Here is a 12319-nt window from a genome sequence, read left to right as displayed (position 1 = left end):
TGAACACAACGCATCGCTGCCATGACGCAATCCATCATCGAACTCCACGGCGTGGGCAAGACCTTCCGCTCTTCCGACGGCCGCGAGCGCCCCGTGCTGCAGAACGTCGATTTCACGCTGCGCGAAGGCGAGATCGTCGCCCTGCTGGGGCAGTCCGGCTCGGGCAAGAGCACGCTGCTGCGCATCATGGCGGGCCTGGTGCCGGCCGACGAGGGCGACGTGCGCTACCGCGGCCAGCCGCTGCACGGGCCGGCGCGCGCGATCAGCATGGTGTTCCAGTCGTTCGCGCTCTTTCCCTGGCTGACGGTGCAGCAGAACGTGGAGCTGGGCCTGGAGGCGCGCGGCGTGCCGCAGGCCGAGCGCGCCGCGCGGGCCGAGGCCGCCATCGAGCTCATCGGCCTGGCCGGCTTCGAAGGCGCGCTGCCGCGCGAGCTCTCGGGCGGCATGCGCCAGCGCGTGGGCATCGCCCGCGCCCTGGTCATCCAGCCCGACGTGCTGCTGATGGACGAGGCCTTCTCCGCGCTCGACGTGCTGACCGGCGAGCGCCTGCGCGAGGACATCCTGCAGCTCTGGCGCAGCGGCACCATGCCCACCAAGGCCATGCTGGTCGTCTCGCACAACATCGAGGAGGCCGTGATGATGGCCGACCGCGTGCTGATCTTCGCCAGCGATCCGGGCCGCATCCGCTGCCAGCTGTCGATCCAGCTGCCGCGCCCCCGCGATCCGGACAGCCACCACGTGCGCGCGCTGATCGACGAGGTCTATGCGCTCATGACGGCCGGCGCCACGCGCCACGCGTCCGCGGCCGGGGGCGCGGCGGCCGAACCGGCGCCCGCCACGCTCACCGACCGCCTGCCCGCCGCCGACGTGGCGCGCATGGACGGCCTGCTGGAACTGCTGGCCGAGCCCCCCTTCGACGGCCGCGCCGACCTGCCCCGGCTGGCGGAGGAAACGAGCCTCACCGATGCCGAACTGCTGCCGGTGGCCCATGCGGTGTCCCAGCTGGGCCTGGCGGCGCTGGCGAGCGGCGACCTGCAGATCACCCCGCTAGGGCGGCGCTATGTGGAAGGAGCCCACGGCCTGCGGCAGCAAATCTTCGGCCAGCAATTGCTGGCCCACGTGCCGCTCGTGGCGCACATCCGCCACAGCCTGGAACAGGAGCCCGCGGGCGAACTGCCGGACGCCCCGTTCCTGCGCCTGCTGAGCGAGCAGCTCGACGCCCAGGAGGCCGAGAGCGTGCTGCGCACGGCCATCACGTGGGCGCGGCATGGCGAGGTGTTCGAGTACGACTTCCGCACCGGGGTGATGCGGCTGCCGACGGGGGAGGAGTCCCCCCCCTGAGTCGCCTTCGGCGCAGCGCTCAGGATTCGGTGCTTGCCAGTTCCTGACCAGCCACCACGCCAGGCGGCTTGGGCTGGGCGGCCCTTGCCTGGGTGGATCGATCCGGCATCGCGCCGGCGGTGGGCGCGGGGTGATCGGACGCGGCATGGCGCAATGGAGTCCCCCCGCCGCCGACCGGCGCGAGGTGGCCGTACAGGAGGCGCTGGATGGGGATGACGCGGCTGAACATGGTCGATGGTCTCCGGTCGGGTCAGGAGGCGGCGGGCGCGGCGGCATCGCGCCACCAGGGTGGGGTGGCCGCGGGAGAGCGGATGTCCACGCGCTCGCCCATGGCGGGCGTCAGCAGCGGCACGCCGCATGCGGCGGCCAGCGCGCCGATGCGCTCGAAGGGCTCGGTCCAGGCATGGAAGGACAGGTCGAACGTGCCGTTGTGGATGGGCAGGCAGTGGCGCCCCCGCACATCCAGGTGCGCCTGCAGGCTCTGCTCGGGCTGCATGTGCACGTCGGGCCAGTCGGTGTTGTAGGCACCGGTCTCCATCAGCGTCAGGTTGAACGGGCCGTAGCGCTCGCCGATGGCGCGGAAGCCGTCGAAGTAGCCGGAATCGCCGCTGAAGAAGACGCGGGTGCTGCCGGCGATCAGCACCCACGATGCCCAGAGGGTGCGGTTGCCGTCGGACAGGCCCCGTCCCGAGAAATGCTGCGCCGGTGTGCAGACCAGCTGCACGCCGGCGAAGGTGGTGCCCTGCCACCAGTCGAACTGCCGCACTTTGTCCGCCGGCACGCCCCAGCCCACCAGGCGGTCACCCACGCCCAGCGGGGCCATGAACTGCTCCACCTTCGGCACCAGCGCGAGGATGGCCGCACGGTCCAGGTGGTCGTAGTGGTCATGCGAGAGCACCACGCCCCGCAGCGGCGGCAGGTCTTCGATCCGCAGGGGCGGCGCGTGGAAGCGCCGGGGCCCTGCGAACGGCACGGGAGAGGCACGCTCCGAGAACACCGGGTCCGTGAGCCAGAAGCCGCCCTGCAGCTTGAGCAGTACCGTGGAATGGCCCAGCCGCCACAACGACATGTCGGGCGCGGACAGCAGCGCCTCCCGCGTGAGCGCCCGCACCGGCACGGGGCGGTCGGGCACCGTGCCGGCCGGCTTGCCGAAGGCCATGCGCAGCATCACCTGCAGGCCTTTCAGCCAGCCCATGCGGCGGGGCCGGGCCGCGTTGCGAAAGCGGCCGTCGGCCGATGCCGGAAGCCGCAGGGGGGACGGTTCGATCGGGGCAGCGTGGCTGTAGGCAGACGGACGGGCCATGGCAGTGGTGAGGAAATGGGAAGAAGACGCACTACGAAGTGCACTGCACAGTGTAGTGTTGTTTCGAGAAAAGTAAACCGTGCGGTGTAAAATCTCCTGATGACAGCAGCCGACGTGCTCCCCCGCCTGACCGACCGCAAGCGCGAAGCCATCGTGCAGGCGGCCATCGCGGAGTTCCGCGAAAGCGGTTTCTCCGGCACCAGCATGGACCGCGTGGCCGCCGCCGCCGGTGTATCGAAGCGCACGGTCTACAACCATTTCCCCAGCAAGGACGAGCTGTTCTCCGCCATCCTCGACCAGCTCTGGAACCGCAGCCACGCGCTGCCCGAGTTGCGCCACGACGCCGGCCGGCCGCTGCGGCAGCAGTTGCTGGAGCTGATCGGCGGCAAGATGCAGCTCTTCAACGACCCGAGCTTCATGGATCTCTCGCGCGTGGTGATGGCCGAGATGCTGCACACGCCCGAGCGTGCCAAGGCGATGGCCGAGCGCCTGTCCTCGAGGGAAGAAGGCCTGCCCGCCTGGATCCGCGACGCGCAGGAGGCGGGCCGCCTGCGCGCCGATGCCGATCCGCTGTATGCCGCGCACCTGCTCATGGGCCAGCTCAAGACGCATGCCTTCTGGCCGCAACTCCTGCTGGGCCAGCCGCCGCTGGACGCGGATCAACAGGCCCAGGTGCTGGCCGACGCGGTGGACATGTTCCTGGGCTTCTACGCCCGCGGCTGAGGCGGCGGCGCGGGGTCCAGCACGCGGCGCGCCGCCTCCATCGCACTGCGGGCCAGGCGCTCCAGCCGCGGCGGCTGCTGCCGCCAGCCGTGCCAGAACAGCGCGACGTCGATGGCGGCGTCCGGCAGCACATCCACTAGTTCCCCCCGCTCCACGGCCCCCGGAATCTGCAGCTCGGGCACCATGCCGTAGCCCAGGCCGCAGCGCACCGCTGCCACGAAAGGCTCGGATGCCGGCACGTAGTGGCTGGGGCAGGCGCTGGCCTGCAGGCCGAAGGCCTGGCGCAGGACCTGGGCCTGCAGGGCATCCTTGCGGTTGAAGACCACGACCGGCGCCCGGCGCGCCGAGGAACGCGTGATGCCGCGCGGGAACCACTCCGCCGCGAACGCGGGCGACGCTACCAGCCGGTAGCGCATCGTTCCCAGCGGTTCGGCCACGCAGCCGCGCATGGCCTCCGGCTGCACGGAGATGCAGGCATGCACCAGCCCGGCCTCCAGCAGCGCATGCGTGTGCTCCTGGTCGTCCAGCATCAGTTCCAGGGCGATGCGCTCGCGCTGCAGGACGGGTGCCAGCGACGGCAGGAGCCAGGTAGCCAGCGAATCCGCATTCACGGCCAGCGCAACGGGAGAAAACGGCGCCTCCCCGCCATCGCCGGCAAGGTCGGCCAGCAGTTCACGCTCCATGGCCCGCGCGCGCTGCAGGTGCTGCAGCAGTTGCCGCCCGGCCCGCGTGGCGCGGCAGGGGCGGCCACGCACCAGCAGCGGCTGGCCGAGGCGGGCTTCCAGCGCGCGCACGCGCAGCGACACCGCCGAGGGCGTCAGGTGCAGCGCAGCGGCGGCCTGCTCGAAACTGCCGGCCTCGGCCACGGCGAGGAAGGCTTCGCACTGTCTGGAATCAAGGTTCATGGCGGCCTGGGACGGCTTGATTGAGAATTTTTCGGCCTGTCCGATGAATACACGAGTCTGGCTCAATTTCGGCAGTACGGCCGCAGAATTCCCGCATGTGGTGGACAACTTCCTTCCTGCAGGGCCTGGGTACCGGCGCGGGCCTGCAGCGCCGGCACGTGGCGCTCACGGCATGGACCTGCATCGCCGTCGATGCCGGGGCGATCGCCGCCTCCACCGCATGGTTCCTTTCGCTGGGCTTCGGTGCCCGGCTCCTGTCGCCCTGGTTCGCCCGGCCTTCGGCCTGGCGCGCGCTCGACGCCTTCGTGGCGGCCGTGACGCTCTCGCTGGCCGCCTTCCTTGCCTTCGCGCCCCTTCCCTCCGCACCATGACACGTCCCCGGATCACCCTCGCCCCCCTGCCCTCGCGCTATGCGGTGGCGCGCCTCGCACCTTCGTCGGCATTCCCGGACTGGGCGGACGGCGACGGCTTCGTCTCGATCACGCGCACCTCCGAGGAGCTGTCGGTGGTCTGCCTGCAGGAGCGGGTGCCCACCCACGTGCAGGCCGAGCGGGACTGGAAGGCGTTCCGTTTCGTCGGTCCGTTCGCCTTCGGCGCCACGGGGATCGTGCTCTCGGTGATACAGCCGCTGTCGGAGGCGGGCATCGGCGTGTTCGTGGTCTCCACCTTCGACGGCGACCACCTCCTGCTGCAGGAGCGCGATGCCACCGCCGGCCAGGCCCTCCTGCTGGCAGCGGGCCATACCGTCCTGCAGGAAACCTGAGCCCCGGGCTGCGGCGCGGCCCGGCGTGCCTTACGCTCCGGGGCCACGCCCTTCATTTGCCGGCCCCGGCCGCTTTCAGCCCATGCCTCTTTCCCCCTATCTCGACGCCACGCCCACGATGGACGAAGGCGTGTTCATCCATGCCTCCGCCCAGGTGATCGGCGACGTGCGCCTGGGGCGGGACGCGTCCGTCTGGTGCAACGCCGTGCTGCGCGGGGACGTGCACCGCATCACGGTCGGCGAGGGCTCCAACGTGCAGGACCTGAGCATGGGCCACGTGTCCCACCGCCACCCGGGCAAGCCGGACGGCTCGCCCCTGGTCATCGGCAGCCACGTGACCATCGGCCATTCGGCCATCCTGCACGGCTGCCGCATCGGCGACGAATGCCTCATCGGCATGGGCAGCATCGTGATGGACGATGCGGTCATCGGCGACCAGGTGATGCTCGGCGCCGGCAGCCTGGTGCCGCCGGGCAAGGTGCTGGAGCGCGGCTCGCTCTATATCGGCCGGCCCGCCGTGCGCCAGCGTACGCTGACGCCGCAGGAGATCGCCTACCTGCGCTACTCGGCGGAACACTACATCCGGGTCAAGAACAATTACCTGGCCACGCCGCCGAAGGGCTGAGCGCTCGACAGGCCCATGCGGATCATCTAACCTCCCTTCCGCATGACCCCGCTCCTCGAGCAACTGTCCGGCTCGGTCTCCACGGCGCGCACCCTGGAGGACCTCACGCGCCCGCTGCTGGAGATGCTGTCGGTGGTGACGGGGCTGGAATCCACCTACCTGACGTCCATCGACGAGGCGCAGGGCACCCTCCGGATCCTGCACGCGCGCAATGCCGGCACGCTGCAGATCCCCGAAGGCCTGGTCACCTCCTGGGACCAGACGCCCTGCAAGCGGGCGCTGGACGAGGGCCTGCGCTACGCCAGCGACATTTCCAGCCGCTGGGCAGACCTGGCGGTCGTGCGCGACCTGGGCCTGCGGGCCTATGCCAGCATGCCCGTTCGCACCGCGGACGGCCGGCTGTGCGGCACCCTGTGCGCCGCCAGCACGCGGGCCCGGCCCTCCACGCCCGAAACCGAGCACATCCTCACGCTCTTCGCCCACCTGATCGGCCAGCAGATCGAACGCGAGCGGCTGATCGGGGAACTGGTCTGCGCCAACGAACGGCTGGCCCGATACGCCGCGACTGACGCACTGACGGGACTGCAGAACCGCCGGGCGCTCATCGAGTCGCTCACGCGGCTGCTGTCGCAGGGCCGGCGCCGGCAGGTGGAGGTGCTGGTCGCCTTCATCGACCTGGACAGCTTCAAGTCGATCAACGACCGCCACGGGCACGAGGTGGGCGACCAGTTCCTGGTGGCCATCGCGCAGCGGCTGCGGGCGGTGCTGCGCGGGGAGGACGTGGTGGCCCGCATGGGAGGCGACGAATTCGTCGTGGCGGCCCTCGGAACACACGCTGGAGATACGGTGGCCTGCACGCAGGAGCCCTTCCGCGAGCGCGTCGCCCGGGCCACGCAGGGACGGTTCGTGCTTCCGGACGCCACGCTCGATTACGCAGGGGCCAGCGTGGGCGCCATCGCCGTGCCGCCGGAGCAGCCGCTGACGGCCGAGCAGGCCCTGGACCGGGCCGACCGGCAGATGTACGAGGTCAAGCAGGCCCGGCGGCTGGCACGGCAGGCCCCGGTACGGGCCGGTGAAGAACCGGCCCCCGGCCCCTGAGCCCCCCGCTACCACCCGATGGAGGTGCCGCAGTGCCCCCTGGCCGGCACGCCGTGCGGCCCGCCGGGATAATCGGGGCCTCCCTGCCCCACGTTCTCCATGCCCGATTCCGCCTGCCGCGTGCTGGCCGTCATCCCGCCGATGACGCAGCTCAACACGCCCTACCCCTCCACCGCCTACCTAACGGGCTTTTTGCGCTCGCGCGGCATCGCGGCCTTCCAGGAAGACCTGGCGCTGGCCCTGGTGCTGCGCCTTCTCTCGCCCGAAGGACTGAAGGCGGTGGCAGAGCGGGTGCAGGCGATTCCCCCGAAGCGGCGCAGCGCCGCCGTGCAGTCATTCGCGGCGCAGCAGGACCGGTACCTGGCCACCATCGGCCCGGCCATCGCCTTCCTGCAGGGGCGGGACAGCACGCTGGCGCACCGCATCGCCGGGCGCCACTACCTGCCCGAGGGGCCGCGCTTTTCCACGCTGGACGTGTACGTGGACGACGAGGGCGGCGATCCGCTGGGCTGGGCCTTCGGCGCCCTGGGCCTGCAGGACAAGGCCAAGCACCTGGCCACGCTCTACCTGAACGACCTGGCCGACGTGCTGCGCGACGCGGTGGACGAACGCTTCGAGTTCGTGCGCTATGCCGAATCGCTGGCGGGCAGCCAGCCCACCTTCGACCCGCTGGCCCAGGCCCTGGCCGCCGCGCCCACGCTGGTGGACGATCTGCTGGCCCAGCTCACGCACAAGGCCGTCGAACGCCACCGGCCCACGGTGGTGCTGCTGTCCGTGCCGTTTCCCGGCTCGGTCTATGCGGCCTTCCGCATCGCCCAGGCCATCAAGGCGCGGCACCCGCACATCGCCACCGTGCTGGGCGGCGGCTTCGTGAACACCGAGCTGCGCGAGCTGGCCGACCCGCGCGTGTTCGACTTCTTCGACTACGTCACGCTGGACGCCGGCGAACGCCCACTGCTGGCGCTGCTGGAGCACCTGAACGGCCGCCGCGGCCGCCAGCGCCTGGTGCGCACCTTCGTGCGCGGCGAAGAGGGCGCCGTGCAGTACGTGAACATGATGGAGGCCGACGTCGCCTTCGCCGAGGTCGGCACGCCCACCTGGGACGGCCTGCCGCTGGACCGTTATCTCTCGCTGCTGGACATGCTCAACCCCATGCACCGGCTCTGGAGCGACGGGCGCTGGAACAAGCTCACCGTGGCGCACGGCTGCTACTGGAAGAAATGCAGCTTCTGCGACGTGGGCCTGGACTACATCGGCCGCTACGAGGGCGCCAGCGCCCAGGTGCTGGCCGACCGCATCGAGGCCATCGTCGCCGAGACGGGGCAGACGGGCTTCCACTTCGTGGACGAGGCCGCCCCCCCGAAGGCGCTCAAGGCCCTGGCCACCGAGCTCATCGAGCGCAATGCGGGCATCAGCTGGTGGGGCAACGTGCGCTTCGAGAAGACCTTCACGCCCGAGCTGGCCGAACTGCTGGCCGACTCGGGCTGCATCGCCATCTCCGGCGGGCTGGAAGTCGCCTCGGACCGGCTGCTGGCGCTGATGAAGAAGGGCGTCTCGGTGGACCAGGTGGCCCGCGTGACCCGTGCCTTCAGCGATGCCGGCATCCTGGTCCATGCCTACCTGATGTACGGCTTCCCGACGCAGACCGTGCAGGACACGGTGGACGCACTGGAATACGTTCGCCAGCTGTTCGCCAACGGCTGCATCCAGAGCGGCTTCTTCCACCGCTTCGCCTGCACCGTGCATTCACCCGTGGGGCAGAACCCGGCGGAATACGGCGTCACGCTGGCACCGCTGCCGCCGGGCGGCTTCGCGAAGAACGACGTGGCCTTCATCGACCCGACGGGAGTGGACCATGATGCGCTGGGCGCGGGGTTGAAGAAGGCGATCTACAACTACATGCACGGCATCGGACTGGAAGAGGACGTGCGCACGTGGTTCCCGTTCCACGTCCCGAAAACCACCGTGAACCGGCGCCGGATCGAGCGGGCGCTGGCCGGCCAGGCCTGACTCCAGGCCCCGGCCGATGCGCGCAAGCGACAGACATGCGCGCATCGCCATGCAAGCTGCAGGTGCACTGCACTGACGCACGGCAATTGGTTGCGTTTTGTCACATACTCTCAAAACGTCACGGCTCCGCGCAAAAATGCGTGCCCGCACAGGTTTTCCACCTGGCGGAGTCTCCTGCCCCGATCAGAAAGTTCATATGCAATTCCTCCGCCGTCTCAACCTGGGAGCCCGGCTGGCCCTGGGCTTCGGCCTGCTGCTGCTGCTGCTGGCCATCGTCACCGGAATGGGCATCGCCCGCATGTCCACGCTGGACCATACGTCTCAGCAGATCACCACCGAGCTCTACACCAAGGCGAATTCCAGCCAGCGCATGAGCTACCTGGTGCTGGACATCGCCCGCGCCGCGCGCAACCTCATCATCCTGGAGGACCAGGCCCAGATGGCCAGCAACCAGGCCGTCATCGACAAGAACACCGCCGAGTTCGTCGATACGATCGCCCGGCTGCGGCAGATGGAAACATCGCCCGAGATGCGCGGCCTGATCGATACCACCGAAGCATCGAGCAAGGAATACCTGGCGTTCACGGCCGACGTGACCAAGCTGGGCCTCGCCAACCAGAATCTCGAAGGGCAGAAACTGCTTTTCGGCCCGCGCTACAAGATCCAGGGCGAACTGCTCGGCCACCTGGCCCAGCTCGTGAAGCAGTACGAAGGCGAAATGCAGCGTGCCAGCGCGCAGGCCCATGCCACCTTCGTGCAGTCCGCCACCATCGTAGGCGTGGTGGCCCTGGTCGCCGTGCTCGTGGGCGTGGCCGGCGCCATGCTGATCACGCGCTCCATCACCGGGCCGATGTCCCAGGCCGTGGGCCTGGCGCAGGCCGTGGCCGAGGGCGACCTGACCCGCACGATGGACGATACCGGTCGCGACGAGGCCGCCCTGCTGCTGCATTCGCTGCAGACCATGAACGGCAACCTCACGCGGGTGGTGCACCAGATCCGGCAGGCGAGCGACTCCATCGCCACCGGCTCCTCGCAGATCGCCAGCGGCAACGCCGACCTCTCCCAGCGCACCGAGTCGCAGGCCTCCAGCCTGCAGCAGACCGCGGCCTCCATGGAGGAAATGAGCGCCACCATCCGCCAGAACGCGGATACGGCGCGCACGGCCAGCCAGCTCGCATCCACCGCCAGCCAGGCCGCGAGCCGGGGCGGCGACGTCATGGGCCAGGTGGTCGCGACCATGCAGGACATCTCGGGCAGCTCCAACAAGATCGCCGACATCATCGGCGTGATCGACGGCATCGCCTTCCAGACCAACATCCTGGCACTGAACGCGGCCGTGGAAGCCGCCCGCGCGGGCGAACAGGGCCGCGGCTTCGCGGTCGTGGCCAGCGAAGTGCGCGCGCTCGCGGGGCGCAGCGCCGAGGCGGCCAAGGAAATCAAGAACCTCATCGGCCAGAGCGTGGAGAAGGTCGGCACGGGCACGCGCCTGGTGGACGAAGCCGGCGCCACCATGTCCGACATCGTGCAGCAGGTGCAGCGCGTGAGCGACCTGATCGCCGAGATCGACGCCGCCACCCGCGAGCAGAGCGAGGGCATCGGCCAGGTGAATTCGGCCGTGTCCCAGCTCGACCAGGCCACGCAGCAGAACGCCGCGCTGGTGGAGGAATCCGCCGCCGCAGCCAGCAGCCTGCAGCAGCAGGCCGTGCGCCTGACCGAGGCGGTGGGCGTGTTCCGCCTCTCGGGCATGGCCGAGCGCGCAGCGCCTGCGCCAGCCCCCGTCCACGCCGCTGCCGCCACGCCCCAGGCCATTGCGGCACGCCCGGCGGCACGGCCTGCGCCTGCAGCCTCTCCGGCCCTGGGTGCCCGCAAGGCACCGGCTGCGCAACTGGGAAGCACGCCCCCGCCCCCGGCCAGGCCCGCAGAGCCTGCGCCGCGCGCGGCCAAGGCGCCCGCGGGCCCGGCCGCGGCGCCCAAGGCACCGGCCCTGCCGGCAGCCGCACCCAAGCCCGCCGCGAAACCGGCCGCGCACAGCAACGCCGACGACGACTGGACCACGTTCTGAGCGCCGCAGGAGCCGGCCAGCGATGACGGGGCGCCTTCGGGCGCCCCGTCTTTTTTCCTAGTCGGGATCCCGCCGTACCGGCGGCAGGCGGCGTGGTGCCGGCGGCTCCTGCCGGTCTTCTCCGCCGAAGATGCGCCGCACGGTTTCGCCGATGCGCGCGCCCAGGGCCGTGCCCACGCCCGGCGCAACCACCGTGCCCACCGCGGCGCCGGCCAGCGCGGCGGGCGGCAGGCTGAGCGTGGGGTCCTTCACCGTGCCGCCGAATTCCAGCGGCACGCCCACGATGCCGTCCACCAGGTCCACCGCCACGTGGCCGCTCACGCGCTGGTTCTGGACCACGGCGTCGCCGGTGGCGGTGAGCACGCCGGAGGTCGCCTTCAGGTCGCTGTAGCGCACGATGGTGCCGCCGGAATCGGCCTCGGTGCGCACGATACCGGTCAGGCTGTCGAGCTGGGTCGTGCCGCCCTTGTCGCTGCCGGCGCTGCGGATGGCGGCCTCCAGGTCGAAGGTCAGCAGCTTCGCCCGGGCCACCGTGAAGGACGTGCGCGTATGGAGCGCCCGCATCGCCGCGGCCAGGTCGTCGCCCTCGGCGATCAGGTCGGTGTGCCCGCTCGCCCGGCCGGACACGATGGAGCGGCGATCGAAGGCCTCCATGACGCCCACCACGTCCACCCCCGAGAAATCGAGCGAGCCGGTCACCCGGTAGCGCTCGCCGAATTCCTGCAGCCGCAGTTCGCCGCGCTCGGTGCGCCCGCCGGCCGTCACGTCGGCGCGCCAGCGGTCCTCACCGCCTTCGCGTTCGATGGCCAGGCGCGCGGGCGGCGAGGCGCCCTCGCGCTCCAGCAGCCCGCGCACCGGCCGCCATGCGGGCCCGAAATCCACGGAGCCCCCGTAGGCCAGGTCGCGCCCCTGCCGGCCGATCCAGCGCACGCCCTGCCATTCGGCGCGCTCCAACGGCACCTCGGCGAGCGTGAAGGGCCCGAAGCCGGCCGGGCCGTCCTGCCCGGCATCGCGCACCTTGAACTGCGAGAGCGACAGTTGCGGAATGGCCGCGCCCTCCAGCCGCAACCGCGCCAGGGCGAGCCGCAGGCGCAGCAGGTCGGACCAGCGCGCATCGGCCACGATGCGGTCTGCCGAGACGGGCGCCTCCTGCTCGGTGTGCACGCCGTGCAGCACCACCCGGGGCGCAGGCAGCAGGTGCCATTCGAGACGGTCCACCACCACGGGCACGCCCAGCACATCGCCGGCACCGTCACCTGCACGCCGGGCGAGTTCCTCGTCGGACGGCATCCACCACCACAGCGCGGCCCCCGCCGCCAGCACGAGGGCGCCCGCGACGGCGAGCCCGCCCAGCATCCACCGCAGGGCGCGGCCCCAGGCCGGACGGGCGCCAGGGCGCGGGCCGCCGCCCGGTACGGCCCGGGCAGCGGGCACAGGGGCGTCGGCCGGCGCGTCGGACGAAGGGGAAGAAGAGGACGTGGGCACGCTG

The 12319-nt window shown here is 71.0% G+C and carries 12 protein-coding genes; 8 read left to right on the top strand and 4 right to left on the bottom strand.

Annotated features, from left to right (window positions below; all coding sequences use genetic code 11):
* The first annotated feature begins 21 nt into the window (after window positions 1-21).
* Window positions 22-1341, top strand: a complete 1320-nt coding sequence (locus tag T336_RS0116530) for an ABC transporter ATP-binding protein (RefSeq protein WP_026433394.1) — start codon at window positions 22-24, stop codon at window positions 1339-1341.
* Between the two features lie 19 nt (window positions 1342-1360).
* On the opposite strand, the gene T336_RS26740 is transcribed toward T336_RS0116530, so the two are convergent.
* Window positions 1361-1570 carry a hypothetical protein gene (locus T336_RS26740; RefSeq protein WP_026433393.1) on the bottom strand — a complete coding sequence of 70 codons (210 nt, stop codon included), beginning with the start codon at window positions 1568-1570 and terminating at the stop codon, window positions 1361-1363.
* A gap of 21 nt (window positions 1571-1591) precedes the next feature.
* On the bottom strand, window positions 1592-2644 hold the full coding sequence (locus T336_RS0116520; RefSeq protein ID WP_019703040.1) for an MBL fold metallo-hydrolase: 1053 nt from the start codon (window positions 2642-2644) through the stop codon (window positions 1592-1594).
* Between the two features lie 99 nt (window positions 2645-2743).
* Between T336_RS0116520 and T336_RS0116515 the strand changes: the two genes are divergently transcribed.
* A complete protein-coding gene (locus tag T336_RS0116515; protein WP_019703039.1) occupies window positions 2744-3367 on the top strand; it encodes a TetR/AcrR family transcriptional regulator in 624 nt (207 codons plus the stop codon).
* Here the strand turns inward: T336_RS0116515 and T336_RS0116510 are convergent.
* Window positions 3352-4272, bottom strand: a complete 921-nt coding sequence (locus T336_RS0116510; RefSeq protein WP_026433392.1) for a LysR family transcriptional regulator ArgP — start codon at window positions 4270-4272, stop codon at window positions 3352-3354. The two genes, T336_RS0116515 and T336_RS0116510, sit on opposite strands and share 16 nt — an antisense overlap.
* A gap of 95 nt (window positions 4273-4367) precedes the next feature.
* Here T336_RS0116510 and T336_RS0116505 point away from each other — a divergent pair, with 95 nt between their 5' ends.
* From T336_RS0116505 to T336_RS0116480, 6 genes are all read left to right on the top strand, one after another.
* Window positions 4368-4643: a LysE family transporter gene (locus tag T336_RS0116505; RefSeq protein WP_026433391.1), complete on the top strand. Its 276-nt coding sequence runs from the start codon at window positions 4368-4370 to the stop codon at window positions 4641-4643.
* Entirely contained in the window at window positions 4640-5035 is a 396-nt protein-coding gene (locus T336_RS0116500) for an ACT domain-containing protein (RefSeq protein ID WP_019700298.1), read from the top strand. Before T336_RS0116505 ends, T336_RS0116500 begins: the two co-directional genes overlap by 4 nt.
* 82 nt (window positions 5036-5117) lie before the next feature.
* Window positions 5118-5660, top strand: a complete 543-nt coding sequence (locus T336_RS0116495) for a gamma carbonic anhydrase family protein (RefSeq protein WP_026433390.1) — start codon at window positions 5118-5120, stop codon at window positions 5658-5660.
* A gap of 42 nt (window positions 5661-5702) precedes the next feature.
* Entirely contained in the window at window positions 5703-6758 is a 1056-nt protein-coding gene (locus T336_RS0116490; protein ID WP_026433389.1) for a GGDEF domain-containing protein, read from the top strand.
* Window positions 6759-6857: 99 nt separating this feature from the next.
* On the top strand, window positions 6858-8768 hold the full coding sequence (locus T336_RS0116485) for a B12-binding domain-containing radical SAM protein (protein ID WP_026433388.1): 1911 nt from the start codon (window positions 6858-6860) through the stop codon (window positions 8766-8768).
* Window positions 8769-8964: 196 nt separating this feature from the next.
* Window positions 8965-10830, top strand: coding sequence for a methyl-accepting chemotaxis protein (locus T336_RS0116480; protein WP_026433387.1), 1866 nt, complete (start codon window positions 8965-8967; stop codon window positions 10828-10830).
* Between the two features lie 57 nt (window positions 10831-10887).
* Here T336_RS0116480 and T336_RS0116475 read toward each other — a convergent pair whose 3' ends face one another.
* On the bottom strand, window positions 10888-12315 hold the full coding sequence (locus tag T336_RS0116475; RefSeq protein WP_244883974.1) for an AsmA family protein: 1428 nt from the start codon (window positions 12313-12315) through the stop codon (window positions 10888-10890).
* Window positions 12316-12319: the final 4 nt, after the last annotated feature.

Origin of the sequence: Paracidovorax oryzae ATCC 19882, from assembly GCF_000687165.1 — a bacterium.
GTDB classification, from domain to species: domain Bacteria; phylum Pseudomonadota; class Gammaproteobacteria; order Burkholderiales; family Burkholderiaceae_C; genus Paracidovorax; species Paracidovorax oryzae.
This window is presented reverse-complemented; position numbering and strand designations above follow the sequence as displayed.

Excerpts from the sequence above, each read along its gene's own strand:
- T336_RS0116505 (WP_026433391.1), top strand. The coding sequence starts at position 4,368 with ATGTGGTGGACAACTTCCTTCCTGCAGGGCCTGGGTACCGGCGCGGGC.
- T336_RS0116495 (WP_026433390.1), top strand. The coding sequence starts at position 5,118 with ATGCCTCTTTCCCCCTATCTCGACGCCACGCCCACGATGGACGAAGGC.
- T336_RS0116500 (WP_019700298.1), top strand. The coding sequence starts at position 4,640 with ATGACACGTCCCCGGATCACCCTCGCCCCCCTGCCCTCGCGCTATGCG.
- T336_RS0116530 (WP_026433394.1), top strand. The coding sequence starts at position 22 with ATGACGCAATCCATCATCGAACTCCACGGCGTGGGCAAGACCTTCCGC.
- T336_RS0116515 (WP_019703039.1), top strand. The coding sequence starts at position 2,744 with ATGACAGCAGCCGACGTGCTCCCCCGCCTGACCGACCGCAAGCGCGAA.
- T336_RS26740 (WP_026433393.1), bottom strand. The coding sequence starts at position 1,570 with ATGTTCAGCCGCGTCATCCCCATCCAGCGCCTCCTGTACGGCCACCTC.
- T336_RS0116485 (WP_026433388.1), top strand. The coding sequence starts at position 6,858 with ATGCCCGATTCCGCCTGCCGCGTGCTGGCCGTCATCCCGCCGATGACG.
- T336_RS0116510 (WP_026433392.1), bottom strand. The coding sequence starts at position 4,272 with ATGAACCTTGATTCCAGACAGTGCGAAGCCTTCCTCGCCGTGGCCGAG.
- T336_RS0116480 (WP_026433387.1), top strand. The coding sequence starts at position 8,965 with ATGCAATTCCTCCGCCGTCTCAACCTGGGAGCCCGGCTGGCCCTGGGC.
- T336_RS0116490 (WP_026433389.1), top strand. The coding sequence starts at position 5,703 with ATGACCCCGCTCCTCGAGCAACTGTCCGGCTCGGTCTCCACGGCGCGC.
- T336_RS0116520 (WP_019703040.1), bottom strand. The coding sequence starts at position 2,644 with ATGGCCCGTCCGTCTGCCTACAGCCACGCTGCCCCGATCGAACCGTCC.